Genomic DNA, 25,259 nt, shown 5'->3' on the forward strand with positions numbered 1-25,259 from the left:
CGTTTTGAGAGGGATGGAACCCATGGACGCGCTCTACACCGCTGTCGCCACCGCCACCCACGGCCGCGACGGTCGCGCCGTCAGCAACGACGGTCAGATCGACCTCCAGCTGGCCCCGCCGGCCGCGCTGGGCGGCAACGGTCAGGGCACCAACCCGGAGCAGCTGTTCGCCGCCGGCTACGCCGCCTGTTTCGGCAGCGCCCTCGGTCTCGTCGGCCGCCAGGCCAAGGTCGACGTCAGCGACGCCGCGGTGACCGCCGAGGTCTCCATAGGCAAGGAAGGCGAGGGCTTCGGTCTCGCCGTCGTCCTCCGCGTCGAGCTGCCCGACACCCTGGACGAGACGACCGGCCGCAAGCTCGTCGAGGCCGCCCACCAGGTCTGCCCCTACTCCAACGCCACCCGCGGCAACATCGAGGTCGAGCTCGTCATCGAGTAGTCACCGGAGCCGGCACCGGCCCGACGACCCGCGCCAGCACCTCCCCCGTACGCGCGCTCCACGCCACCACCACCGCCTCCCCGGGCACCCGGTCCTGCCGCGTCAGCAGCAGCCAGCGCACCTGGTGGCGCCGGACCACGGCGGCACGGTCGGCGCGGGTCGACGCCGGGGCGAGATAGGCCCGTACGTCCGGCTCGTGGCCCTTCGTCACAGGGCCGGGCGGAACGAGATTCGCCCCGAACCCCGCGAGCGCCAGGGCGGCGTGGCGGTCGGCCGTGAGGACCACCTCACCGCGTCCGATGTGCCGCGCCGCCCACTCGTACGTCGGCGGCGCCGCCGGCCTCGGCACCGTGAGAAGCCCGAGGCAGGCCACCGCGGCCACGACCCCGGCGTACACCCTCCGCCGGGCACCCCACGGCCGAGGCGCCGCCAGTTCCACGGCCGCCGCGCACACCAGCGCCACGAGCCCGGCGATCCCGCCGTACCCGCACGCCGCCACCGGGCAGCCGAGGACGAGCATCAGCGTCAGCGGATCCCGCCGCCCTCGCGACCACAGCGCCGGCAGCCCCACCAGCGCCGGCCACAACCGCCAGGGAACCGGCACCCGCTCCGGCGCGGCCAGGTCGAAGTACGGCCACCCCGCGGCGACCAGCACCGCCACACCGACCGTCACCGCCCAGCGCACCCCGACGGCCCGCCCCCACCCCCGCTGCCACCCCGCGACAAAGGCGACGGCCCCCGCGGCCGCCCCCACCGCGGTGACCGGATCGATCAGCAGGACCGCCCCGTACAGCACGCCCGGCCCCACGTACCCGGCGATCCCCGGCAGCCCGCTCGGGCCCACATACCGAAGCGCCCCGACATTGCGTGCCCGCGCCCCTGTCAGCGCCCAGGCCCACAGGGTCAGCCCGACCGCGAAGGCCGCCGGGGAGCCGAGATCCCCGGTCATCAGCAGGACCGGCAGTGCCAGTACCGGTGCCCACGGCCGAGGCGTCAGCATTCGCACCAGACGGCCGAGGCCGGTCAGCAGCACCAACAGGTTCAGTGGCCCGGCCAGTCGCACGACCTCCCAGCCACCCAGCCCCGTCAGCCGCGCGAACACGCCCTGCGCCACCGCGTACGGCGAGTAGTACGGGCTGCCCGCACCCGGCAGATCCGCCAGGGGATGCCGCGGATGCCACAGATCCACCCGCAGCCGCTCGACCACCGCCGCGTGCAGCCCCGCGTCGCAGCACAGCGGCGCCGCCCAGTACGCCAGCGACATCACCAGCCAGTACAGGAAGCCGAAGACCAGATACGGGCCGGGACGCCGGGCACGGCCGCCGCGCAGCGCCGTGGCGCCACGAAGAGACCGCCGGCTGCGGAGACCGCTGCTCACCGCACCAGCCTTCCCGTCGGAGCCGGCCGCCGTGCCTCTCATCACACGCCTGGCGCAGCGACGCTCTCCTCGGCCGCCGGGTCAGCGGCCGGGGCGGCCGGCCGGGCGCCAGGTGTGGGGGCGGGTCGGGGTGGGCCGCGACGGGCTGGAGGGCATGGGAACTCCCCTGGATGAGGACGGCGTTCAGACGGTTTCGACGACGACCGACGGGGCCGCGGGCCGTGGCACGGTCGCCTGCGGCGACAGCTCCGGCGCCGCCGCCGCGGACGGCACCGGGAAGCGCTCGGCGAGCGGCAGGAACGGCGCCGGTTCGGTCTGGCCCAGCACCACATGGCGGACGACCCGCTCGGCGGCGCGTCCGTCGTCGTAGGCACAGAAGCGCTCGCGGAACGCCGAGCGCAGCTGGGCGGAGCGGGAGCCCCGCCAGTGGCCGGAGGCGAAGATGTCGGTCAGCTCGTCCTCGCTGCGCGCGACCGCGCCCGGCGGGAAGGCGCGCAGGTCGAAGTAGGTGCCGCGGGCCGCCTCGTACGCCGCGTGGTCGTCGTCGGTGGCGTGGATCACGATCGGGCGGTCCAGGTTGGCGTAGTCGAACATCAGGGACGAGTAGTCCGTCACCAGGGCGTCCGAGGCCAGGCACAGGGACTCGACGCTCGGGTGGTCGGTGACGTCGATGATCCTGCCGGCGCTCGTCGCGAGGGGGCCGCCGTGCCGGTGGTGGGCGCGGGCCAGGACGACGAAACGAGGGCCCAGACGGCGCAGCACACGGTCCAGGTCGAGGGCGGGGCGCTGGGTGCGGCGGTAGTCGCGGTGGGTGGGGGCGTACAGGATCGCCACCGTGCCCTCCGGGATGCCGAGCGACTCGCGCAGCCGGCGTACGTCCTGCGAAGTCGCCTGCTGGAACACGTCGTTGCGGGGATAGCCGTACTCGAGCGTGGTGTACGTGCCCGGGTAGACGCGCTCCCAGGTCAGGGTGGTGTGGCGGTTGGCGGACAGCAGGTAGTCCCACTTGTCGACGCCGTCGAGGAGGGCCGTGAAGTCCATGCCGCGGGCGGCCGCCGGGCGTTCCTGGAGGTCCAGGCCCATGTGCTTGAGGGGCGTGCCGTGCTGGGTCTGGACGAGGATCTGGCCGGGACGCTTGACCAGACGGCGGTCGAAGTCGACGTTGTCGACCAGGTACTTGGAGCGGGCGAGCGCCGTCCAGTACGCGGCCGAGCCGGGGCGCAGCCGGCGGGCGGCGGTGGGGATCGTGTGGTGGTGCTCGGCGCCGGCGATCCACGCCGTGCGGATGTGCGGCGCGTGGGTGCGGAACGCCTGCTCCAGGGCGCCCGGGTTGCAGCTGTGGCCGCGGTTGCCGTAGGCGGCGAAGACGGCGTGGTCTGCGCGCAGGGGGAGGCGGAGCTGGACGCGGTAGTGGAGCCGCAGGGCCGCGGTGCGCAGGGCCTTCGCGAGGCGGGCGGCACGGAGGGCGGTCCGGCGGCTCAGCCTCTTGGCCAACTCCAGTGCGCGGTAGGTGCGATGCAGCCCCAGGCGGACCAAGGTGTGGCGCAGGCGAGCGCGCAGCGGGACGGGGTGGCCCGGGGTGCGGTAACGGCGGTAGTGGGCGCGAGCCTTGAGCAGGAACTCGGCCCGGATGCCGCGCGGCAGCCGGTGCCGCTCGGTGAAGAGCGTCGACAGGTGGTCGACCATGCGGCGGAACAACACCGGGCGCCACTGGGCGAGTCGGGGGTGCTGGTCGACGTACGCGAAGACCCGGTCGTACTGGTCGAAGACATCGAAGTGGCCGCGGCCCGCGCCGAGGACGGTGCCCTGGCGGCGCAGGCGGTGGTGGACGCACACCCGGTCCAGGGTCGCGAGGGTCTCCGCCGTCATCAGGGCCGGATACGTCCAGGACGTGTCCTCGTAGTGGCCCGGCGGAAAGGAGAAGCCCGCGCGCTCCACGAACTCCCGGCGGTACACCTTGTTCCAGGCCACCGTCATCAGGCGCAGCAGCCCCGGGCGGTCCTCCAGCCGGAAGGGCGCCGGGCCCTCCTCGGTGAGCTGCGTGGCGAAGCCGTCGCGGACCGCCTCGCCCGTCCAGTCGGTCAGCGCGTGGTCGTGGACCAGGACGTCCGGGTCGCCCGTCTCCTTCAGCCGGTCGGCGACCGCCCGCAGCGCGTCCGGGGTGAGGGTGTCGTCGCCGTCCAGGAACACCAGGTAGTCACCGGTCGCCGCCGCCAGACCGGCGTTGCGCGCGCCGCCCGGGCCCCGGTTCTCGGCCAGGTGCACCGGCCGCACACGCGGGTCCCGGGCCGCGAACTCGTCGACGATCGCCCCACAGGCGTCCGGCGAGCAGTCGTCGACGGCGATCAGCTCCAGATCCGGACACGACTGGGAGAGCACCGAGTCCAGGCACTCGTGCAGATACGCCTGAACCTGGTATGCGGGGACGATGACACTGAACCTGGGCAAGGCACATCCAAGAGTCGGCGCGGGCGGTGGGCCGTGTCGGCCTTGCCCGGGAACTGCCGGTGATGTGACTTGGTTACGTGGTGTGCGGCATACGGGGGATTCTCGGCGAGGACGAAGGGGCGGACCGGCCGCGGTCCACCCCTTCAATTGGGCTGTCGTACGGGCTACTTGACCGCGCCCGCCATCACCCCGGTCACGAACTGCCGCTGGAACGCGAAGAACACGAGCAGCGGGATCACCATCGAGATGAAGGCACCGGTCGCCAGGATCTCGATGTTGCTGCCGAACTGCCGTACCTGCTGCTGCAGGGCGACGGTCAGCGGCTGTGAGTCGGCGTTGGTGAACACCAGCGCCACCAGCATGTCGTTCCACACCCACAGGAACTGGAAGATGCCCAGCGAGGCCAGCGCGGGTGCCGCCAGCGGCATCACCACCGTCGCGAACAGCCGGGCCTCGCCCGCCCCGTCCAGGCGCGCCGCCTCCAGGAGCTCCCGGGGGATCTCCGCGAAGAAGTTGCGCAGCAGGAAGATCGCGAACGGCAGTCCGAAGGCGACATGGAAGAGGATGGCGGCGATGATGTCGCCGAAGATCCCGACGTCGCGGAAGAGGAACGTCAGCGGGATCAGCGCGATCTGCACCGGCACCACGAGCAGCCCCACCACGATCATGAACCACGTGTCACGGCCCTTGAAGTCCATCCACGCGAAGGCGTATCCCGCCATCGCCCCGATGATCACGACGAGCAGGGTCGAGGGGACGGTGATCCAGATGGTGTTGAACAGGGAGCTGGTGATCGTGTCGTTCTTCAGGATCGTCTCGTAGCTGTTCGCGGTCAGCTGTCCCGGTGCGGTGAACACCTTCCACCAGCCCGAGGTGGCGATGTCGGTCGGGTCGCGGAACGAGGAGACCAGCAGCCCGAAGGTCGGCACCAGCCACACCAGCGCGATGACGATCAGGAAGACCCGCATCACCCCGCCGGCCGCCCCGCTCGCCACCCGGGCGGCGAGCGAACGCTTGGCGCGCACGGTCGTGTCGAGAGCGGTCATCGCTCACGCTCCTTACGCAGCCGTCGGAGGTTGACCCACATCACCGGCAGCACGAGCAGCAGCAGGATGACACCGATCGCGCTGCCGATGCCGTAACTGGCGCCGCCGCCGAACGACGACTGGAACAGTTGCAGCGCCAGCACGTTGGCGTCGTCCTGACTGGGCTGCGGGGCGATGATGTAGACCAGGTCGAAGATCTTCATCACGTTGATCATCAGCGTGACGAGGACGACGACCAGGACCGGCGCCAGCATGGGCACCGTGACCTTTCTGAACACCTGCCACTCGTTGGCGCCGTCGACCCGGGCCGCCTCCAGGAGGTTGCGGTCCACCCCCGCGAGGCCGGCCGCGATCAGGATCATCGCGAAGCCCGCCCACATCCACACATACGCCCCGATGATCGCCGGGGTGATCAGCGTCGGGCCGAGCCAGTCGATGCCGTTGTAGGGCGCCGAGAAGTTCGAGCCGGGCAGCCGCAGTTGGGCCCCGTCCGCCTCGCCGGGCAGATTGAAGGTGCCGTCGGCGCCGCTCTTGGTGGAGGCGACCACCTTGCCGTCCTTCACGGCCTCGACCTTGACGCCCTTCAGCGCCTTCTCGCCGGGGTCGATCTGGCCCTTCGTGCCGCCGCCGCCCAGTTTGAAGTCCAGCCAGACGGTGCCGGTGACACCGTCACCGGTGGCCTCCTTGGCGTCCTCGGGGCTGCCGGGGAGCTTGTTGGGCGCGATGCCGACGAGCGGGAGCAGCGCCGGCGTGCCCGCCTGGACCGTGCCGGTCGAGGTGAACGAGCCGCCGCCCGAGGCCTTCAGATCGCTCACCGCGGCGTTCGGCCGGGCCTTCGGATAGACCGAGGAGTCCACGAACGTGTCGTGCACGGTCGTCACCACCGCGTTGGCGACACCCTGGTCCGGGTCCGCCGAGTACACCAGCCGGAAGATGATGCCCGCGGCCAGCATCGAGATCGCCATCGGCATGAAGACGATCAGCTTGAACGCCGTGCCCCAGCGCACCCGTTCGGTGAGCACCGCGAAGATCAGACCGAGCGCCGTGACCACGGCCGGGGCGACCGCGACCCAGATCGCGGTGTTCTTGACCGCGGTCAGCGTCGCGTCGTTGCTGAAGATGTCGCCGTAGTTGTCCAGGCCGACGAAGCCGGAGCCGTCGGCGTCGTAGAGACTGCGCCAGACCGACCATCCGATCGGATAGACCACGAGCGCGCCGAGAAGGATCAGCGCGGGCAGCAGGAACAGCACCGCCACCCACAACCGCGTCCTCGTCACACTCTTGCGCGGAGACACGGGGGGCGTCGGCAGTGCGCCGGCGCCCCCCGTCGAGTTCGCCACGGAGGCCATGGGGTCAGCCGGCCCCGTACGCCTTGGCGGCGTCGGCCTCCAGCTTCCGCTGGGCGCCCGCGACATCGCTCGGGTTGCTGAGGAAGTCCTGCAGGTCCTTCCACTCGCCGGTGCCCTGTGTGCCGCCGAAGGCCGCAGGTGCCTGGTCGGACATGTCGAACCGGAAGTCGTCACCCGCGTCGATGAGCGCCTTGGCGATCTGCCGGGTCACGTCGTCCTTGTACTTGCTCTGGTCCATCTCCTTGTTCGGGGAGAGGACGCCGCCCTGCGCCGCCCAGACCTCGGCCGCGTCCGTCGAGGCGAGGAAGGTCAGCAGCGCCTGGGCGCCCTTGCTGTCCTTCAGCGCCACGGCCACGTCGCCGCCGCTGACCACCGGGGACTCGGCGCCCACCGCCGGGAACGGGAAGACCTTGGCGTCCGTGCCCACCTTCGCCTTGGTGTCGGCGTTGATGTTCGCGGTGACGAAGTCGCCCTCGAAGACCATCGCGGCCGGGGTGTCACCGGTGAAGGCCTGGGTGACCGACTTCGGGAACTCCGTGTCCAGCGCGCCCTTGCGGCCGCCCGCGAGCAGCTCGTCCTTGCCCCACAGCTCGGCGAGCGTGGAGAGGGCGTCCTTGACGGAGGGGTCCGTCCACTTGATCTCGTGCTTGGCGAGCTGGTCGTACTTCTCCGGCCCCGCCTGGGACAGATAGACGTTCTCGAACCAGTCGGTGAGCGTCCAGCCGTCCGCGCCGCCGACGGAGACGGCGGGGGAGCCGGCGTCGGACAGCGTCTGCGCGGTGGAGATGAACTCCTTCCACGTCTTGGGCGTCTCGGTGATCCCGGCCGCCTCGAAGGCCGCGGTGTTGTACCAGATCAGGGACTTGTTGGCGGCCTTCGCGTAGACGCCGTACTGCTGGCCGTCGACCGCCCCGAGGTCACGCCATCCCTGGGAGAAGTTCTTGTCCAACTGCGCCTTGGCTTCCGTGCCGAGGGGCTTGAGCCACTTCTTCTCCGCGAACTGGTGCAACACACCGACCTGCGGCAGGAACGCCACGTCCGGGGGCTGACCGCCCTCGATCTTGGCGGCGAGGAAGGTGGAGGTGTTGTTGCCGGTCGGTACGAACTTGACCTTGGCGCCGGTGCGTTTGGTGAACTCGTTCAGGACCTTGGTGAAGTTCTCCTGTTCGGCTCCGGTCCAGACGGCGGCGACCTCCAGCGTCTGGCCGTCGAGCTTGGGGAGCGTGACGGAGGTGCCGCCGGTCTCCGTGCCGTTGGTTGCGTTGTCGCTGCCGTTGTCGTCGTCCCCGCCGCACGCGGTGAGCGTCAGGGCTCCCGCCAGGAGGGCGGCGGCTGTCGCGGTGACCCTTCGTGTCCGGTATGTGCTCGTGCTGCGCATCACTGCCCCGTTCTTCGTTCGTCGTCGAACGCCGAGCGCTGTCCCGTGGCTCTGGTCTACGCCGGGGGCCTGGGGTCGGCAAGACCGCGTGCGGTGTCAAGCGGGGGATCGTTGTCGCGTCGTAACGGGACACAGGAGTTGGACAGAGTGCGCCGACCGGAACCGGACCGGAACTAGAGGAGTGACGGGACCTCCGTGGCCGCCACCTCGCGTGCCGCCCGCTCCAGCGCGCTCGCCAACAGCGCCAGGTCCGTCGGCCCGTTGCCCAGTTCCCGTACCGGGCGGCGGGTCGGCGGGTCGCCCATGCGGTGCCAGTCCAGGGGGACCACTGTCGGGCGCAGTGTGGCCGTCCGGGGGATGCGTCCGGTGACCCGCCCGCCCTGGAGGGGTGTGACCCTTCCGTCCGCGGAGGTCAGGCGGCCGCGCCCCGGCGCGGGTTCGTCCGGGCCGGGTGCCGGGGTGTCCAGGGTGACCCGCAGGGCCGCCCTCCTGGCCGCGTCCGACTCCGCCGTACGACCGCCGGAGGCCGCCGCGGCCACCAGGTGGACGCCGAGCCGGTCGCCCTCCCTCGCCACGGCCTCCAGCGCGCGCATCACCGAGCCCGCGGAGGGCCGGCCCGGCGAGCCGAGCGCGGGGGAGACCAGGGCGTCCAGGTCGTCGACGACCACGACGAGGCGGGGCAACGGCGGTGCCGACTCGGTCTGCTGACGGGCCGCGGCGGGGCGCAGCCGAATGGTCGAGCTGGACGGGGCGTCGAGATCACCGGCCCCGCCGGCGGACCCCCGCTGGGCGACCATGCGGCCCGACAGTTCCCGTCCGGTATGCCACTCGGCGAAGTCGGAGCGGCCCAGCAGCTCCGCCCGCCGCTTCAGCTCGGAGCTCAGGGACTGGGCGAACTCCCGCATCCGCACCGGGTCGTTGGCGGTGAGGTGGGTCGTGACATGCGGTACGTCCGTACAGACCCGCAGGCCCTCGCCGTGGCCGCCGCCCGTGCCCACGCTGTCCCGGCCGTCCATCAGGACGATGCTCAGCCGGTCCGGCCGCTCTGCGGCGGCCAGCGAGGCGACGACCGCCCGCAGCAGTTCCGTACGGCCGCTGCCCGCCGGGCCCTCGATCAGCAGATGCGGGCCGTCGGCCACGAGGTCCGCGCAGACCGGTCCGCGCGGACCGGCGCCGAGCACGGCCCAGGCCCGTCCGCCGAGCGCCTCCGTGTCGTCCGCCGCGTCCGCCCAACGCGTCATCAGCGACGCCGGGGTGGCCCGCGCCAGCCCCAACTCGTCCAGCAACCGCGCCATCTGCGGCAACGGCGCCGACACCCGCGGCTGCCGCTCACCACCCGCGCCGTCGGTGCGCAACGGTGCCAGCGCCCGCGCGAACCGCTCGGCCCAGGCGGGGGAGACGGCGTCCACGGCGGCGACGGTGCCATGGCCCACGGGGCCGGTGGTGTGGGCCTGGGGGTTGGGGTGACCGGCGGGGGTCTCGCCGACGGGGCCGGAAGGCCGGCCGGGTGCGAGCGCGTTGTCGGAGCTGAGTACGACGGTGCCGTCGGAGCCGGGAGCGCCGCCCCGCGCCACCCGCATCAGCCGCAACGCCGTCGCCACGTCCCCGCTGAGCAGCGCGACCGCGCCGCACTCCCGGAACGCCGGGGACGCCGCGCACGCCGTCTCGTACGTCTCCGTCACCGGCGACGCGGGCGAGGCCGGTGCCGTCTCGGCGAGACACACCACATGTATCCCGGCCCGCGGGCCCTCCAGCGCCAGCCGCGCCACGGCCTCGCGCACATCGGCGCCGCCGGGGTCGCTGTCCACGAGGAGGACGGTGTACGGCCCTTCGAAACCGGGTGCCCTGTCGTCGTCCCGCGCCCAGGAGGGCCGCCGGGTCGCGCCGCGGGCCTCGGCCGGGGTCTCGCCTCGGCCGTCGCTCTCGATGCCGCCGCGGGTCGCGGTGCGCCCCCGGTCCTGCTCCGCGAGCCCCGTGCCGCCGGGCCCCTGAGCCGGACGCCCCGGTCGGCGCTTCGATCCCGCAGCCTGCGGGGTCTCGTCCAGGCGTCGCAGGAGCTCCTCCGTGCGGGCCGTCGCCTGTTCGCGGTCATAGGCGAGGAGGAGGCGGCAGTCCTGGCCGTGGGCCGGGCGCAGATGCGGGAGCCAGCCCAGCCAGGACCACTCGGCGGTGCGCTCGGCCAGCGGGCGGGAGCGGTCGGCGCTGATCAGGACTATCTCGAGGGTGTCGGGGGAGTGCAGCGCGGCGAGTTGGGCGACCACCGCGCGGGCCAGCCCGGCCAGCCGCGCGCGCGGGCCCGCCAGCCCCAGCGCCCCCACCTCGCGCAGATCGGCGGTGACCGGCACCGCGGGCAGCAGTCCCGAGCCGTCGGGTGCCGCCCGGTCCGCCGTGCCCAGCCGCACCGTGAGCGCCTCCGGGTGGTCCGGCCCGCGCTCCCAGAGGCGCGGTCCGGGGCCCAGCGCGGTCAGCAGCAGTGCCGCGGGGTCCGGCCAGGTGTCCGGCTGCTGCGGGGTGTCGGCCGAGGGGACGGGCGGGGTGTCGGCCACTTCCTCGTCGTACGCCTCGCTCCCGGCGGTCGTGCTCTGCTCACCGCGTCCGCCGGTCAGCTTCCGGGCCCACGCGCCGAGGCCTCCGCGTTTGCGCACGCCCTGCGGTACGTCGGTGCCACGCAGAGGGGTGCCCTTGCGGCGGCTGCCTGCCGGGGTGTCCACGGCGCGGGTGTGCTCGTCGCCGGAGCCTGTGGCGGCGGAGGCCTGTGCGGAGTCGGTCGACCCGCTCTGGCCCGGGGTGGACCGGGAACCGGTCGTCCCGCCGGGTGCGCGGGTGTCTCCGGAGCCGAAGGTCCCGCCGGACGCGGCGATGTCACGGGGGTCGGCGGGGCCACCGCGCGTCGCCGCACCGCGCGGAAGTCCGCCGGAGGCCGGAATGCCGCCCGGGCCGGGGTGGCCGCTCGCGGCTGCCCTGTCGTCGGAGGCCGGGCCGGACGGGGCAGCGCCGCCGCCCGCGGTCGCCGGACCGCCGAACCCCCCGTCGGAGGCGCCCGCGCCGAACCGGCCGCCATGGGTCTCCCCACCGCCCCCGGCGCCCGGCGCCCCGGAGAGCCCCGCGACCCCGGACACCCGCCGACGGGACACGGGGCCCTTCGCCTCGTACGCCCGCGCCCCTCTGCTCTCGATCCGTGGCGCCTGTCCCTGGCCGGGCACGACAGGCTGTTCCACGTCCTCCTGCGCCGGTGCGGTGCTCAAGTCGGCGGTGCCGTACGCATACCGCGTCGGTCCGGAAGGCGCCCCCGAACCGGTGTCGGCCTCCGCCGGAGGCGCCACGCGCACGTGCCCCTCGCCGTCCGGCGCCGTGCGCAGCCGCGCGCCCGGGCCGCCGGGCGGAGCCAGTCGCAGGGCCGACTCGCCGACGCGCAGCAGCGCGCCCGGTGCGAAGCGGACGGGGCGGGTGCCCACGCGGATGCCGTCCAGGACCGTGCCGTTGGTGGAGTCGAGGTCGGCGACCGAGACGCGGCCGTCGGCGGCGACCGTCACCGCGCAGTGCAGCCGGGAGACGTCCGGGTCGTCGAGCGGGACGTCGGCGTCGCCGGAGCGGCCGATCTCGATGCGGCCGCCGTGCAGCAGATGGACCCCGCCCGCGTCCGGCCCGGCGACCACGTCGAGGCGGGTGGGTGCGTCGTCCACCTCGGGGTGCGGCTCCGGGTCGGTGGGGGCGCCGAGGGAGAGCACGGCCCCGTCGGTCAGCGGGGGCTCGCCGATGGTGCAGCGCTGGGCGTCGAGCCGCTCGGCACCGGCGTACAGCACGGGCTGTCCGGTGCCGGAGGCGAGCGCGCCTTCGCCGGAGATCGCCGAGGCCAGTGCGGACGTTATCGCCGCCAGGGCCGTACCGGCGGGTGCTGTGACCAGCACGTCGCAGCTCGCGGCGCGGACATGGGCCTCGGCAGGCGGGCCCAGCGGGTCTACGACGGTCAGCCGGATCTGCATCGCCGTCAGCGGTCCCTTCTGCCCGGGCGCGGAACTGTCCCCCACCCCACACGAGCACATCGGCCAGTACTGAAGGCATCCTCGCACCTGCCACTGACAACGCGCCCCGCTCCCGAGGATAAGTGATCTTGATTGGTCAGCTCTGCCCCTAAAAGTGCCTGACCAGTGCCTCGTCGACGATCACTTGAGATCGGTCACGTCAACCTCCGGCAACCAGGAGACCGAGTCGGGCGTCTTTCCTCCGAACAGGCTTCGCAACGCCTACGTAGTGCTCAGGGAGACGGCACTACAGTGGACCGGAACACAGGCAAGCAGCAGGGAGCGCATGACGTGCGGCCGGTAGGCAGCAAGTACTTCCTCGAGGAGCCGCTGGGACGCGGTGCCACGGGGACCGTCTGGCGAGCCCGCCAGCGTGAGGCCGCGGGCGCCGAGGCCGCCGTGCAGGGGCAGGCCGGCGAGACGGTCGCGATCAAGGTCCTCAAGGAGGAGCTCGCGAGCGACCCGGACATCGTGATGCGGTTCCTGCGGGAGCGCTCCGTCCTGCTCCGCCTCACCCACCCGAACATCGTGCGGGTGCGCGACCTGGTAGTCGAGGGCGATCTGCTCGCCCTGGTCATGGACCTCGTCGAGGGCCCCGACCTGCACCGCTACCTCCGTGAGAACGGCCCCTTCAGCCCCGTCGGCGCCGCCCTGCTCACCGCGCAGATCGCCGACGCGCTCGCCGCCAGCCACGCCGACGGCGTCGTCCACCGCGACCTGAAGCCCGCCAATGTCCTGCTCAAGCAGCACGGCGGCCAGATGCACCCGCTGCTCACCGACTTCGGCATCGCGCGCCTCGCCGACTCCCCGGGCCTGACCCGCACCCACGAGTTCGTCGGCACGCCCGCGTACGTGGCCCCCGAGTCCGCCGAGGGCCGCCCGCAGACCTCCGCCGTCGACATCTACGGCGCCGGCATCCTGCTGTACGAGCTGGTCACCGGCCGCCCGCCGTTCTCCGGCGGCTCCGCCCTGGAGGTGCTCCACCAGCACCTGAGCTCCGAGCCCAGGCGCCCCTCCACGGTCCCCGACCCGCTCTGGACGATCATCGAGCGCTGTCTGCGCAAGAACCCCGACGACCGGCCCAGCGCCGAGAACCTCGCGCGCGGTCTGCGGGTCGTCGCCGAGGGCGTGGGCGTGCACGCGAACTCCGCGCAGATCGCGGCCGCCGAGAACGTCGCGGTCCTCCTCGCGCCCGACCCGGCCCCCGCGGCCGTACCGGGCTCCGCCGACCCCACCCAGGTGCTGCCGCACGGCGCCGGCGCGTACGACCCGAACGCCGCGACCAACGTCCTGCCGCACATGGGCGCCGCCGACCCCACCGCCGTACTGCCGAACCGCGGCGCGGCCGACCCGACGGCCGTCCTGCCGCCGGTGCCGCCCGGGCAGCCCGGCCAGCAGGGACAGGGCGGCCCCGAGGACCCGCACCCCTGGCAGAACCAGCTGCGCGCGGCCCGCGACCGCAACGAGCAGACGCAGGTCCAGTACCTCGACCCGAACCAGGACCCGCTGCGCCGCCGCCCCCAGCGGCAGGTCGCCCGCCCGCAGCAGCCGCAGCAGCGTCAGCAGCGTCCACAGCCTCAGCAACCCCAGCAGCCCCAGCAGGGCTACGGCGGTCATCCGCAGCAGCAACAGCAGCCCCAGCGGTACGCACCGCCGCCGCAGCCCCAGCCGCAGCCGCAGCGGTACGCACCGCCCCAGCAGCCCCAGCAGCCCCAGCGCGAGCCCCGGCAGCCGCGGCAGCGCAGCTCCAGCCCGATGCGGATCCCGGGTCTCGGCTGCCTCAAGGGCTGCCTGTTCACGATCGTCATCCTCTTTGTCGCGGGCTGGCTGATCTGGGAGCTGAGCCCGCTGCAGGACTGGATCGGCACGGGCAAGAGCTACTGGGACCAGATCGGCGACATGATCGGCACGGTGTCCGGGTGGATCGGGGACCTGGGCGGCAGCTCCGGCGGCCAGTAGCCCCTGCGGGCCGCCGGATCCGTGGCGACTCTGGAGATTTGTCGACACCTGGCGGGTGATTTCCGCCTCCACGGTGAAGGTGGGCTCGTCGGACGCGTAGTTTTATCGCCAACACGCGTCTGTAGGAGCAGCCTTGGCACGGAAGATCGGCAGCCGGTACACCGCCAACCAGATCCTGGGGCGGGGCAGTGCCGGCACGGTGTGGCTGGGTGAGGGGCCCGAGGGGCCCGTCGCCGTCAAGCTGCTGCGCGAGGACCTCGCGTCCGACCAGGAGCTCGTCGGGCGGTTCGTGCAGGAGCGCACGGCACTGCTCGGGCTCGAGCACCCCAACATCGTCTCGGTTCGCGACCTCGTGGTGGACGGCAACGACCTCGCGCTGGTCATGGACCTCGTCCGCGGCACCGATCTGCGCACCCGGCTCGACCGGGACAAGCGGATGGCGCCCGAGGCCGCGGTGGCGATCGTCGCGGACATCGCGGACGGGCTGGCGGCCGCCCACGCGGCGGGCGTCGTGCACCGGGACGTCAAACCGGAGAACGTACTCCTCGACATGCAGGGCCCCCTGGGGCCCGGCGGCTCGCACCGCGCGCTGCTGACGGACTTCGGGGTCGCGAAACTCATCGACACCCCGCGCCGCACCCGCGCCACGAAGATCATCGGCACGCCGGACTATCTGGCGCCGGAGATCGTGGAGGGGCTGCCGCCGCGCGCGGCCGTGGACATCTACGCGCTGGCGACGGTGTTGTACGAGCTGCTGGCGGGCTTCACGCCCTTCGGCGGCGGACACCCGGGCGCGGTGCTGCGCCGCCATGTGACCGAGACCGTGGCGCCGCTCCCCGGCATCCCCGACGAGCTGTGGCAGCTGCTCGTGCAGTGCCTCGCCAAGGCGCCGGCCTCCCGGCTGCGCGCCTCCGAGCTGGGGGCGCGGTTGCGGGAGCTGCTGCCGTTGCTGGCCGGGATGGCGCCGCTGGACGTGGACGAGCCGGACGCGGAGGACGACGAGGAGGAGCCGTACGAGGCGCCGTCGGAGCAGCCCGCGTCCTCGGCGCCGGTACGGCGCGGTGCGGTGCCGTTGGTGCCGGGTGCAAAACCGGCCGACTCCAACCGGGACACGCATACGTCGATGAGGGTGCCGGCGCCGGACGAACTGGCGGGAGGCGCGCGGGGGACGGCGCGGGTGCCGCGGGCGGCCGGGGCGCCGCGTCCTGGTTCCGCGCGCAACCGGGCCGCGACCCGTCGGCGCCGGATCGTGGTGGGCGTCGCCGCGGTGGTGCTCGTGGCGGCGGCCGGGGTGGGCACATGGGCGGCGACCTCGGGGGACGACGCGGGGACTCCCCAGGACACGAAGAACTCGGCACCGGCGTCTCCGTGACGGTGGGTGGGGCACGTGCCGGGTTTCCCGCCCCGATACCGCTCGGCGCTGGTCGGTTGCCACAGCCGTTAGGCTGGAGGCGTGGCAGTCGTCGATGTATCCGAAGAGCTCAAGTCCCTCTCCTCGACCATGGAGTCGATCGAGGCCGTTCTGGACCTCGACAAGCTGAGGGCAGACATCGCCGTGCTCGAGGAGCAGGCGGCCGCGCCGTCCCTGTGGGACAACCCGGACGAGGCGCAGAAGATCACCAGCAAGCTGAGCCACCTCCAGGCCGAGGTCAGGAAGGCCGAGGCGCTGCGCGGGCGGATCGACGATCTCTCCGTGCTCTTCGAGATGGCCGAGGAGGAGGACGACCCGGACACGCTCGCGGAGGCCGAGTCCGAGCTCACCTCCGTCAAGAAGGCGCTGGACGAGATGGAGGTCCGGACGCTGCTGAGCGGTGAGTACGACGCCCGTGAGGCGCTCGTCAACATCCGCGCCGAGGCCGGTGGCGTCGACGCCGCCGACTTCGCCGAGCAGCTCCAGCGCATGTATCTGCGCTGGGCCGAGCGCCACGGCTACAAGACCGAGGTCTACGAGACGTCGTACGCCGAAGAGGCCGGCATCAAGTCGACCACCTTCGCCGTGCAGGTGCCGTACGCCTACGGCACGCTCTCCGTCGAGCAGGGCACCCACCGGCTCGTCCGGATCTCGCCCTTCGACAACCAGGGTCGCCGTCAGACCTCCTTCGCGGGTGTGGAGATCCTTCCCGTCGTGGAGCAGACCGACCACGTCGAGATCGACGAGTCGGATCTGCGCGTCGACGTCTACCGTTCCTCGGGCCCCGGCGGCCAGGGCGTGAACACGACGGACTCCGCGGTCCGGCTGACGCACCTCCCCACCGGCATCGTGGTCTCCTGCCAGAACGAGCGCTCGCAGATCCAGAACAAGGCCACGGCCATGAACGTGCTGCAGGCCAAGCTCCTCGAGCGGCAGCGCCAGGAGGAGCGGGCGAAGATGGACGCCCTCAAGGACGGCGGCAGCTCCTGGGGCAACCAGATGCGTTCGTACGTCCTGCACCCGTACCAGATGGTCAAGGACCTGCGCACCGAGTTCGAGGTCGGCAACCCGCAGGCCGTGCTCGACGGCGAGATCGACGGTTTCCTCGAAGCCGGAATTCGCTGGCGCAAGCAGCAGGAGAAGTAAGTTTGTCGACAAGGCAACTACTGCCCCCGCGGCGGTAGTTGCCTTTTCTGTGCTCGGATGTCTGGGTTTTACATCACACTCACAGGCTCCGTCTCCCCGCAAAGAACCCTTACCCGGACATCGCGTACGCAACGGCCTTGACGTTGCTTTGAAAAATGGGAATGGTGAGGCGCGGCATGCGTATCTCTGGGGCGCATGTGAACCGGGGGACCCGAGCGCAGCCGCCCCCGTCGATCACGGCCCCCGAGCGCCGCCTCACTGACGATGAGCTACTGGGGGTAGCAACCTTATGACCAAGAAGACGCGCATCCGGATCGCGCGCATAGCCGCCGGTGCCGTGATCGCGGCCGGCGCCTCCCTGACCGCCGCCGGTGCCGCCTCCGCGGCCGAGACGGACGACTGCCTGCTCGGCATCCTGTGCGGCGAGGAGTCGCCGTCCCCGGACCCGACGCCGACGGACACGGTCCCCACCGACCTCCCGACGGACCTTCCGACGGAAGAGCCGCCGATCACCGAGGACCCCACCGACGAGCCCACCGAGCCCACGGAGGAGCCCACCGAGGACCCGACGGACGAGCCCACCGCGGACCCGACCGACGACGGCGACAACGGCGGCGGCAACGACGACGGGGACAACGGTGACGGCAACAACACCAACCCCGACGGCGGCTCCGACACCTCCGCCCAGCAGCAGGGCTCCTCGTCCCTGACCGACACCGGCTCGGAGACCTCCACCGACACGTCGGCCCAGGGCGGCGGCGCCGAGCTCGCCGAGACCGGTGCCAACGACAAGACCACGTTCCTGGTCATCGGTGCCGCGACGATGATCGCCGGCGGTATCGGCTTCCGCATCCTGCCGCGCCTCGTGGGCGGCCGCGGCGGTGCCGCTGCCTGACGGTGGCCGCGCGCACACGACAGGTGTGCACGTCGTACGACGAGGGGCCCGGAGCGAGTGATCGCTCCGGGCCCCTCGGGCGTTCCGTAGAGGCCGCCTACGCGGTCTGGTGGGCCAGCAGGGCCACCGCCGCGATCAGCACGGCGAGCAGAGCGATCAGCGTCATGGGGTTGAGCTGGGCGAACAGGTTGTCCTGGGTGAGCCGCTCACGGTTCGCGCGGCAGACGGGGCAGCGGCCCTCATTCACGGGCGCGGCGCAGTTCGCGCACACCAGCCGGTCGTACGTCATGCGCTCGCCCTCCTAGTGCCGGTTCCTTGTACAGAACGTTCCCCGGGTCCGGAACGTTCCCCTTCCACTGTGCCAGGTTCCTCCGGAAACGGCTCGAGCGCTCTCGGAGTGACCCCCTGAGCAGGTACACAAAAGGCACATCCAGCACGCAACCGCAACCGGTGCCTGCGCCCGCACACCCCGGTCGCGTATGGTCACGCTCATCTACCCCCGGCTAACCGTGGTGCATCCGTGATCCGATTCGACAACGTCTCCAAGGTCTACCCCAAGCAGACCCGCCCCGCACTCAGGGATGTGTCCCTGGAAGTGGAGAAGGGCGAGTTCGTCTTCCTCGTGGGGTCCTCCGGCTCCGGAAAGTCCACCTTCCTGCGGCTGGTGCTCCGCGAGGAGCGGACCAGCCACGGTCAGGTGCACGTCCTGGGCAAGGATCTCGCACGCCTCTCCAACTGGAAGGTGCCGCAGATGCGCCGCCAGCTGGGGACGGTGTTCCAGGACTTCCGGCTCCTGCCGAACAAGACGGTCGCGGAGAACGTGGCCTTCGCGCAGGAGGTCATCGGCAAGTCGCGCGGCGAGATCCGCAAGTCCGTGCCGCAGGTGCTCGACCTCGTCGGGCTCGGCGGCAAGGAGGACCGGATGCCGGGCGAGCTGTCCGGTGGTGAGCAGCAGCGCGTGGCCATCGCGCGGGCCTTCGTCAACCGGCCCAAGCTGCTGATCGCCGACGAGCCCACCGGCAACCTCGACCCGCAGACCTCCGTCGGCATCATGAAGCTGCTCGACCGGATCAACCGGACGGGCACCACCGTGCTGATGGCGACGCACGACCAGAACATCGTGGACCAGATGCGCAAGCGCGTCATCGAGCTGGAGCAGGGCCGCCTCGTTCGCGACCAGGCGCGCGGCGTCTACGGCTACCAGCACTGACCGCACAGTCCACGGAAAGGCCCAACCAGACGCCATGCGCGCCCAGTTCGTACTGTCCGAGATCGGTGTCGGTCTCCGTCGCAATCTGACGATGACCTTCGCCGTCGTCGTCTCCGTCGCCCTGTCACTCGCCCTGTTCGGCGGGTCGCTCCTCATGAGCGACCAGGTCAGCACCATGAAGGGCTACTGGTACGACAAGGTCAACGTCTCGGTCTTCCTCTGCAACAAGAGCGACGCCGAGTCCGACCCCAACTGCGCCAAGGGTGCGGTGACCGACGACCAGAAGACGGAGATCCTCTCCGACATCAAAAAGATGTCGGTCGTCGAGAAGGTCACCTACGAGACCCAGGACCAGGCGTACAAGCACTACAAGGAGCAGTTCGGCGACTCCCCGCTGGCCGCCTCCCTCACGCCGGACCAGATGCAGGAGTCGTACCGCATCAAGCTGAAGGACCCGGAGAAGTACCAGGTCGTCGCGACCGCCTTCGACGGCCGGGACGGTGTGCAGTCCGTGCAGGACCAGAAGGGCATCCTGGACAACCTCTTCGGCCTTCTCAACGGCATGAACTGGGCCGCGCGAGCGGTGATGGCGCTCATGCTGGTCGTCGCCCTGATGCTGATCGTCAACACGGTGCGCGTCTCGGCGTTCAGCCGACGGCGCGAGACCGGCATCATGCGCCTGGTCGGTGCCTCGGGCTTCTACATCCAGGCCCCGTTCATCATGGAGGCCGCGGTCGCCGGGCTCATCGGAGGCACGGTCGCCTGCGGATTCCTGGTGGTCGCCCGCTACTTCATCATCGACCACGGCCTGGCCCTGTCCGAGAAGCTCAACCTGATCAACTTCATCGGCTGGGACGCCGTACTGACAAAACTCCCCCTCATCCTGGCGACAAGCCTGCTGATGCCGGCACTGGCGGCGTTCTTCGCGCTGCGCAAGTACCTGAAGGTGTGACACATGCCAAGAGGGCCGTACGGGCAACCGCCCGTGCGGCCCTTCGCGTTGTCCTAGACTCACCCGCATGTCAGGCCGAGACCTGTTCTGTCAGCCCCGTCGCATCGGCCGCGGGGCGGCCCTGACGTTGGTGTTCGCGAGTGTGCTGGTGGCGGGGGCCGCGACCGGGTCGTTGCCCGAGGCCGACCGGAAAGGCACGCAGGACAGGGGCGGTTCGGCCGTGCCGGCCGGGCGGCAGGAGAATGTCGCCGAGGCCGCCGCCGAGGCCATGGCCGCCGGGAAGTCGCCCGTGGAGGCGGCTGAGCGGGCCGTCAGCCGTAGTGGGGACCGGTGGGGTGCCGTCTACTCGCCGGGGGAGTACGAGGAGTTCGAAGAGGCCCTCGACGGGCGGTACACCGGCGTCGGGCTGTGGGCACGGCGGGAGCGGGGCGGACGTATCGAGGTGACCAAGGTGCGGGCCGGGTCGCCCGCGGCCGTCGCCGGGATCCGGGCCGGCGACCGGCTGCGCAGCGTCGACGGGCGGAAGGTCGACGGGCGGCCCGTCACCGAGGTGGTCTCCTTACTGCGCGGTGACGCCACCGACGCGGCGGCCGGTACGGCCGTCACACTCGGGCTGGAGCGGGGCACGCGTGCGTGGGACGAGACGGTGCGGCGGGCCCGACTGTCCACGGACTCCGTCACCGTTCGAGAGCTCGCCGGCGGGATCACCGTCATCAAGATCGACTCGTTCACCAAGGGCTCCGGCGACGCCGTCCGCACCGCCGTACGACAGGCCCCCGCCGCCTCCGGCATCATCCTCGACCTGCGCGGCAACTCCGGCGGCCTGGTCACCGAGGCCGTCACCGCCGCCTCCGCCTTCCTCGACGGCGGCCTCGTCGCCACCTACGACGTCGACGGCGCCCAGCAGGCCCTGCACGCCGACCTCGGCGGCGACACCACCAGACCCCTGGTCGCGCTCGTCGACGGCGGCACGATGAGCGCGGCCGAGCTGCTCACGGGTGCGTTGCAGGACCGGGGGCGCGCGGTGGTCGTGGGGTCCCGCACCTTCGGGAAGGGCTCGGTGCAGATGCCCAGCCGGCTCCCCGACGGGTCGGTGGCCGAGCTGACCGTGGGGCACTACCGGACGCCGTCCGGGCGCGGTGTCGACGGCAAGGGCATCACCCCCGACCTGGACGCCGACCAGCAGGTGATCGAGCGCGCGGAGACGGTCCTGGGCGGGCTGGGCCCCCCGTCGTAAACGACTTCCCGTACACCCCCTCCGTAGTGCGAAAATGGGCGGCACTATGAGCAAGGGAATGTACGTACCGAAGGAGTCCCAGCCCAAGCAGGGCGGGACGGCCGCCAAGGGCCGGGACGGCGAGAAGGGCGGCAAGCGCAAGATCGTCGCCCAGAACAAGAAGGCCCGGCACGACTACGCGATCATCGACACCTACGAGGCCGGCATCGTGCTGACCGGTACCGAGGTCAAGTCGCTGCGCGAAGGACGGACCTCGCTGACCGACGGCTTCGTCCAGATCGACCAAGGGGAGGCGTGGCTGCACAACGCCCACATCCCCGAGTATCACCAGGGCACCTGGACCAACCACTCCGTGCGCCGCAAGCGCAAGCTGCTCCTGCACCGCGAGGAGATCGACAAGCTGGAGTCGAAGGCCCAGGAGACGGGTCACACGATCGTGCCCCTCGCCCTGTACTTCAAGGACGGCCGGGCCAAGGCCGAGATCGCGCTCGCGCGAGGAAAGAAGGAGTACGACAAGCGGCAGACCCTGCGCGAGCAGCAGGACCGGCGGGAGTCGGACCGGGCGATCGCGGCGGCGAAGCGGAAGCAGCGGGGCCAGTAGGAATAGGCTGGCACCCCGGTGCGTCGGTCACGTACGATGGGCACTGCACCTCAGCGAAGGTGCGCCCCCCTCTCCGGAGGGGATTGAAAAAACAACATGGGGATGATCGGTTTCGACAGCGGATGTCGAAGCAGGGGAAGCGTGTCGAGGAAGCGGCAATGATCTCGTAAACCATATGTCGCAACCAATAATCGCCACTAACAAGAGCGATTCCCGCGCCTTCGCCCTCGCTGCCTAATAAGCAGTGAGTGGAGGCCCATAACGGGTGTCAGCCCGGGAGTGTTCCCGACCCGGATCCTGGCATAATTTAGGGAACTAAACCATCGAGCCCGGTCACGGGGTTCGATGGGAAATCAAACAGTGACTGGGCCCGTCGGCGACTTGTTCGCGTGATTGCCGGGGCCGAGAAAATCACAGCGAACTGCACACGGAGAAGCCCTGATTCTGCACCGTTGGACGCGGGTTCGATTCCCGCCATCTCCACTCATCCCATGTACGACAGAGCCCCGTCGCTTTCGAGCGGTGGGGCTCTGTCGTGCCATGACCCACGGAAGTGCCCCATGACGCCCCCGGACCGCCCCCGGCGACTGCTGCTGCGCGCCGGCATGTACCTCGGCGGGTTCAAGCTGCCCGCAGACCTCGCCCTCCGGCTCCGTGAGCCCGACCTGGAAGCCGCGCAGGCGCTGGCGAAGCACCTCGGTCCGAGCTGGTCGGTGCGGTACCAGGACGAGCGGCACAACACCACGAAGTCCGTGTGCTGGGGGTGCCCGCGGCTGCACTGGGCCGCCGATCCGCACGACACCCCGCCGTCTCCGTCGCACATCGTCGTCGAGGGCGAGTACAAGTGGTACCCGCTGCGCGCCGAGGGCTTCGACGACTTCGCCCCCGACGACCCCGCCGCCGCCCTCGGCCTCTCCGAGGCCCTGGTGGACGACCTGTACGCGTGGGCGCAGGCAGTCGACGCCGCCATGGACATCTGGGTGACGGACCGGGACGACGCCGCGCTCACCGCGGCCCACGACCGACTGAGGGATGCGGGCCGGGAGTTGACCGAGCGGGTCGCCCATGAGGTGGGGCCGGGGCGGACGGTGGCGTACGGCGGGGTCTGACAGTCGAGGGCATCGGGCCGAAGACCCCATGCGCGCCCCGCCCGTTGTGGTGCGCGACCCCATATCGGGGGCTCGTTCACGCTTCTACGGTCCCTCCCCATGACACAGACCAGAGCCGCGACCCTGCTCACCGTCCTGACGGCGCTCCTCGCCGTCCTCCTGACCCCGACGCCCGCCTCCGCCGCTTCCGTCCAGGAGGTCACCGGGTTCGGGACCAATCCCGGCGCGCTGCGGATGTTCCGGTACGTCCCCGACGGGCTGCCCGCCGGGCGGCCGGTCGTCGTCGCGCTGCACGGGTGCACCCAGAACGCCTCCGGATACGGCGCCGGCAGCGGGTGGACGCAGCTCGCCGACCGGTGGGGCTTCTCCGTGGTGCTGCCGCAGCAGCAGTCCGCCAACAACGCCTCGCTCTGCTTCAACTGGTTCCAGAGCGGCGACATGACACGCGGCCAGGGCGAGGCCGCGTCCGTCGCGCAGATGGTGGAGTGGCAGGTCGGCGATGTCTCCGGGGGGCCGGTGCATGTCACCGGGCTGTCCGCCGGGGGCGGGCTCGCCGCCGTGATGATGGCGGCGTATCCCGAGAAGTTCGCGGCGGGCGGGATCGTCGCCGGGCTGCCGTACGGGTGTGCGCAGGCCGCCGGGTCGCCGTATGTGTGCATGTACGTCGGGGCCACGCAGACGCCGGACCAGTGGGGCGACCGGGTGCGGGCCGCGCGGCCCGGGTACGCCGGGCCCTGGCCGACGCTGGTCGCGTTCCAGGGAACCGGCGACTACACCGTGAAGCCCGTGAACATGACCGACCTCGTCGAGCAGTGGACCGATGTGCAGGGCGGCGACCAGGTCGCTGACGTGAGCGACACCGTCGCCGGGTATCCGCATCGGACGTACACGGGCGCGGGCGGCGGCACCGTCGTCGAGACGTACAGCATCACCGGCATGGGGCACGGGCAGCCCGTCGACCCCGGTAGCGGGAGCGCGCAGTGCGGGACCGCCGGGGCGTACATCCTCGACGTGAACCTGTGTGCCGCCTACCGGATGGGTGCCGCGTGGGGGCTGAACGGCTGAGAGGTGTTCTGGTGACGAGCGCCTGGATCCGGAATGCTCGGCTGGCATGAACCCCCATAGAGGCAAGTGGACTTGGGCCGTCACCGTGGCGCTCGTCGCCGCCGTCCTCGGCCCCGGCGCGCAGGCCGGAGCGGACTCGGACCGCTCCGGCCTTCCCGAGGCCATCGACACCGTCCTGGGCGACGCACGTATGGAGGGCGGGGTGGCGAGTGTCGTCGTCGCCGATGCCGCCAGCGGTGAGCTGCTGTACCAGCATCAGCCCACCACCCGGCTGATGCCCGCCTCCAACACCAAGCTGTCCACCTCGGCCGCCGCGATGGAGATCCTCGGCCCCGGCCACCGGTTCACCACGGACGTACTGGCCGACGGGCGACGGTCGGGCTCCGTGCTCCGCGGCGACCTCTACCTCCGCGGCACCGGCGATCCGACCCTGCTCGCCGCCGACTACGACAGGCTCGCCGCCCAGGTCGCCGCGTCCGGCGTCACCCGCGTCGACGGGCGGCTGATCGCCGACGACACCCGGTTCGACGCACAGCGGCTCGGGCGAGACTGGGCCTGGGACGACGAGTCGTACTACTACGCGGCGCAGATCAGCGCGCTGAGCGTGGCCCCGGACACCGACTACGACACCGGGACCGTGATCGTGACGGTCGCCCCGGGGGCGGCGGCGGGGGACGAGCCGGTCGTCACCGTCACACCCGACACCGACTACGTCGACATCGAGGTGCGGGCCACGACCGTCGCCGCCGGTGGTGCGAACGCCCTCACCGTCGAGCGGGAGCACGGTACGAACGACATCGTCGTCAGCGGTACGACACCCGTGGGCGGCGCGGGTGCCAAGGAGTGGATGACCGTCTGGGAGCCCACCGGATACGCGGCCGACGTCTTCCGTGACGCGCTCGCCGACCACGGGGTCAAGGTCACCGGACCGAACCGGCTCGGACGTCAGACGCCGGCCGGCGCACGGCGGTTGGCGGCGCACGAATCCATGGCGCTGAAGGACCTGCTCATCCCCTTCATGAAGCTGTCCAACAACATGCACGCCGAGATCCTCACCAAGGCCATGGGCTACGAGGTGTCGAAGCAGGGCAGTTGGAGCGCCGGGCTCGCCGCGATCGCCGGATATCTCAAGGGCATCGGCGTCGACACCGCCAAGGTGCGGCAGGTGGACGGCTCGGGGCTGTCGCGGATGGACAACTTCCCCGCCGGACAGCTCGCCGAGCTGCTGCTCGCCGTGCGTGCCGAGCCCTGGTACGCGGACTGGAAGCGCTCGCTGCCGGTCGCCTGCGATCCGGACCGGTTCGTCGGTGGCACGCTGCGGACGCGGATGTGCGGGACGGCCGCCGCGCTCAACGCACGGGCGAAGACCGGGTCGTTGACGGGGGCGTCGGCCCTCTCCGGCTATGTCACGGACGCCGACGGACGCGAGCTGGTCTTCAGCATCGTCCTGAACAACTATCTGGCGTCCTCCGTGAAGCCGTTGGAGGACGCCATCGTGGTCACGCTCGCGAAGTCGACGGAGGAGGCCGCCACGCTGGTCGAGCCGAGGACGGCACGGGGCGGCGACCTCGAGTGCGCGTGGCGCAAGCCCGTCCTCTGCTGAGGCGAAGGGCCTGC

At 71.6% G+C, this 25,259-nt stretch carries 19 protein-coding genes and 1 other RNA gene; 13 read left to right on the plus strand and 7 right to left on the minus strand.

Translation table 11 applies throughout. The features are described from left to right. Nucleotides 1-22 precede the first annotated feature (22 nt). The gene (locus ACWD3I_RS00165; RefSeq protein WP_266891637.1) at nucleotides 23-436 is read left to right on the plus strand and encodes an organic hydroperoxide resistance protein; all 414 of its coding nucleotides are present in this window, start codon (nucleotides 23-25) and stop codon (nucleotides 434-436) included. Here ACWD3I_RS00165 and ACWD3I_RS00170 read toward each other — a convergent pair. The 6 genes from ACWD3I_RS00170 to ACWD3I_RS00195 form a co-directional block, all read right to left on the minus strand. Then, a complete protein-coding gene (locus tag ACWD3I_RS00170; protein ID WP_365401975.1) occupies nucleotides 426-1,814 on the minus strand; it encodes a hypothetical protein in 1,389 nt (462 codons plus the stop codon). The two genes, ACWD3I_RS00165 and ACWD3I_RS00170, sit on opposite strands and share 11 nt — an antisense overlap. Nucleotides 1,815-1,997: 183 nt before the next feature. Further along, on the minus strand, nucleotides 1,998-4,262 hold the full coding sequence (locus tag ACWD3I_RS00175) for a bifunctional glycosyltransferase/CDP-glycerol:glycerophosphate glycerophosphotransferase (RefSeq protein ID WP_365401972.1): 2,265 nt from the start codon (nucleotides 4,260-4,262) through the stop codon (nucleotides 1,998-2,000). A gap of 164 nt (nucleotides 4,263-4,426) precedes the next feature. Further along, complete coding sequence (locus ACWD3I_RS00180; RefSeq protein WP_365401969.1) at nucleotides 4,427-5,308, minus strand: carbohydrate ABC transporter permease; 882 nt, start codon at nucleotides 5,306-5,308, stop codon at nucleotides 4,427-4,429. Further along, complete coding sequence (locus tag ACWD3I_RS00185; RefSeq protein ID WP_365401966.1) at nucleotides 5,305-6,657, minus strand: carbohydrate ABC transporter permease; 1,353 nt, start codon at nucleotides 6,655-6,657, stop codon at nucleotides 5,305-5,307. Before ACWD3I_RS00185 ends, ACWD3I_RS00180 begins: the two co-directional genes overlap by 4 nt. A 4-nt stretch (nucleotides 6,658-6,661) precedes the next feature. Then, nucleotides 6,662-8,035: an ABC transporter substrate-binding protein gene (locus ACWD3I_RS00190; RefSeq protein ID WP_365401963.1), complete on the minus strand. Its 1,374-nt coding sequence runs from the start codon at nucleotides 8,033-8,035 to the stop codon at nucleotides 6,662-6,664. A 173-nt stretch (nucleotides 8,036-8,208) separates the two neighbouring features. Beyond that, the gene (locus tag ACWD3I_RS00195; protein WP_365402062.1) at nucleotides 8,209-12,018 is read right to left on the minus strand and encodes an FtsK/SpoIIIE domain-containing protein; all 3,810 of its coding nucleotides are present in this window, start codon (nucleotides 12,016-12,018) and stop codon (nucleotides 8,209-8,211) included. A gap of 330 nt (nucleotides 12,019-12,348) precedes the next feature. Between ACWD3I_RS00195 and ACWD3I_RS00200 the strand changes: the two genes are divergently transcribed. The 4 genes from ACWD3I_RS00200 (at nucleotide 12,349) to ACWD3I_RS00215 (ending at nucleotide 17,468) form a co-directional block, all read left to right on the plus strand. Continuing rightward, on the plus strand, nucleotides 12,349-14,016 hold the full coding sequence (locus ACWD3I_RS00200; protein WP_365402059.1) for a serine/threonine-protein kinase: 1,668 nt from the start codon (nucleotides 12,349-12,351) through the stop codon (nucleotides 14,014-14,016). 133 nt (nucleotides 14,017-14,149) lie between these two features. Continuing rightward, nucleotides 14,150-15,388, plus strand: coding sequence for a serine/threonine-protein kinase (locus tag ACWD3I_RS00205; protein WP_365401960.1), 1,239 nt, complete (start codon nucleotides 14,150-14,152; stop codon nucleotides 15,386-15,388). Between the two features lie 81 nt (nucleotides 15,389-15,469). After that, entirely contained in the window at nucleotides 15,470-16,573 is a 1,104-nt protein-coding gene (gene prfB, locus ACWD3I_RS00210; protein WP_365401957.1) for a peptide chain release factor 2, read from the plus strand. 289 nt (nucleotides 16,574-16,862) lie between these two features. Further along, entirely contained in the window at nucleotides 16,863-17,468 is a 606-nt protein-coding gene (locus tag ACWD3I_RS00215) for a hypothetical protein (protein WP_365401954.1), read from the plus strand. Between the two features lie 97 nt (nucleotides 17,469-17,565). Here the strand turns inward: ACWD3I_RS00215 and ACWD3I_RS00220 are convergent, their stop codons facing one another. Next, nucleotides 17,566-17,757, minus strand: coding sequence for a hypothetical protein (locus ACWD3I_RS00220; RefSeq protein ID WP_046260948.1), 192 nt, complete (start codon nucleotides 17,755-17,757; stop codon nucleotides 17,566-17,568). Between the two features lie 231 nt (nucleotides 17,758-17,988). On the opposite strand from ACWD3I_RS00220, the gene ftsE reads away from it, so the two are divergent. The 8 genes from ftsE (at nucleotide 17,989) to dacB (ending at nucleotide 25,245) form a co-directional block, all read left to right on the plus strand. Continuing rightward, nucleotides 17,989-18,678 carry a cell division ATP-binding protein FtsE gene (ftsE, locus tag ACWD3I_RS00225; RefSeq protein ID WP_030780423.1) on the plus strand — a complete coding sequence of 230 codons (690 nt, stop codon included), beginning with the start codon at nucleotides 17,989-17,991 and terminating at the stop codon, nucleotides 18,676-18,678. Between the two features lie 34 nt (nucleotides 18,679-18,712). Then, nucleotides 18,713-19,630: a permease-like cell division protein FtsX gene (ftsX, locus tag ACWD3I_RS00230; RefSeq protein WP_365401950.1), complete on the plus strand. Its 918-nt coding sequence runs from the start codon at nucleotides 18,713-18,715 to the stop codon at nucleotides 19,628-19,630. A 67-nt stretch (nucleotides 19,631-19,697) separates the two neighbouring features. After that, nucleotides 19,698-20,867, plus strand: coding sequence for a S41 family peptidase (locus ACWD3I_RS00235; RefSeq protein ID WP_365401947.1), 1,170 nt, complete (start codon nucleotides 19,698-19,700; stop codon nucleotides 20,865-20,867). Nucleotides 20,868-20,925: 58 nt separating this feature from the next. Further along, nucleotides 20,926-21,468, plus strand: a complete 543-nt coding sequence (smpB, locus tag ACWD3I_RS00240) for an SsrA-binding protein SmpB (RefSeq protein ID WP_365402056.1) — start codon at nucleotides 20,926-20,928, stop codon at nucleotides 21,466-21,468. A 98-nt stretch (nucleotides 21,469-21,566) separates the two neighbouring features. Next, nucleotides 21,567-21,954, plus strand: a transfer-messenger RNA (tmRNA) gene (gene ssrA, locus ACWD3I_RS00245). Between the two features lie 74 nt (nucleotides 21,955-22,028). After that, nucleotides 22,029-22,577 (plus strand): hypothetical protein, encoded by a 549-nt coding sequence (locus ACWD3I_RS00250; protein ID WP_365401944.1) that lies wholly within the window; start codon nucleotides 22,029-22,031, stop codon nucleotides 22,575-22,577. A gap of 99 nt (nucleotides 22,578-22,676) precedes the next feature. Continuing rightward, the gene (locus ACWD3I_RS00255) at nucleotides 22,677-23,642 is read left to right on the plus strand and encodes an extracellular catalytic domain type 1 short-chain-length polyhydroxyalkanoate depolymerase (protein ID WP_365401941.1); all 966 of its coding nucleotides are present in this window, start codon (nucleotides 22,677-22,679) and stop codon (nucleotides 23,640-23,642) included. Between the two features lie 46 nt (nucleotides 23,643-23,688). Then, nucleotides 23,689-25,245 carry a D-alanyl-D-alanine carboxypeptidase/D-alanyl-D-alanine endopeptidase gene (gene dacB, locus ACWD3I_RS00260; protein WP_365401938.1) on the plus strand — a complete coding sequence of 519 codons (1,557 nt, stop codon included), beginning with the start codon at nucleotides 23,689-23,691 and terminating at the stop codon, nucleotides 25,243-25,245. The last annotated feature ends 14 nt before the right edge of the window (nucleotides 25,246-25,259 follow it).

The organism is Streptomyces sp. NPDC002817, from assembly GCF_053592055.1.

Excerpts from the sequence above, each read along its gene's own strand:
- ACWD3I_RS00165 (WP_266891637.1), top strand. The coding sequence starts at position 23 with ATGGACGCGCTCTACACCGCTGTCGCCACCGCCACCCACGGCCGCGAC.
- ACWD3I_RS00180 (WP_365401969.1), bottom strand. The coding sequence starts at position 5,308 with ATGACCGCTCTCGACACGACCGTGCGCGCCAAGCGTTCGCTCGCCGCC.
- ACWD3I_RS00185 (WP_365401966.1), bottom strand. The coding sequence starts at position 6,657 with ATGGCCTCCGTGGCGAACTCGACGGGGGGCGCCGGCGCACTGCCGACG.
- ACWD3I_RS00190 (WP_365401963.1), bottom strand. The coding sequence starts at position 8,035 with ATGCGCAGCACGAGCACATACCGGACACGAAGGGTCACCGCGACAGCC.
- ACWD3I_RS00195 (WP_365402062.1), bottom strand. The coding sequence starts at position 12,018 with ATGCAGATCCGGCTGACCGTCGTAGACCCGCTGGGCCCGCCTGCCGAG.
- ACWD3I_RS00215 (WP_365401954.1), top strand. The coding sequence starts at position 16,863 with ATGACCAAGAAGACGCGCATCCGGATCGCGCGCATAGCCGCCGGTGCC.
- ACWD3I_RS00220 (WP_046260948.1), bottom strand. The coding sequence starts at position 17,757 with ATGACGTACGACCGGCTGGTGTGCGCGAACTGCGCCGCGCCCGTGAAT.
- ftsX (WP_365401950.1), top strand. The coding sequence starts at position 18,713 with ATGCGCGCCCAGTTCGTACTGTCCGAGATCGGTGTCGGTCTCCGTCGC.
- ACWD3I_RS00235 (WP_365401947.1), top strand. The coding sequence starts at position 19,698 with ATGTCAGGCCGAGACCTGTTCTGTCAGCCCCGTCGCATCGGCCGCGGG.
- smpB (WP_365402056.1), top strand. The coding sequence starts at position 20,926 with ATGTACGTACCGAAGGAGTCCCAGCCCAAGCAGGGCGGGACGGCCGCC.
- ACWD3I_RS00250 (WP_365401944.1), top strand. The coding sequence starts at position 22,029 with ATGACGCCCCCGGACCGCCCCCGGCGACTGCTGCTGCGCGCCGGCATG.
- ACWD3I_RS00255 (WP_365401941.1), top strand. The coding sequence starts at position 22,677 with ATGACACAGACCAGAGCCGCGACCCTGCTCACCGTCCTGACGGCGCTC.
- dacB (WP_365401938.1), top strand. The coding sequence starts at position 23,689 with ATGAACCCCCATAGAGGCAAGTGGACTTGGGCCGTCACCGTGGCGCTC.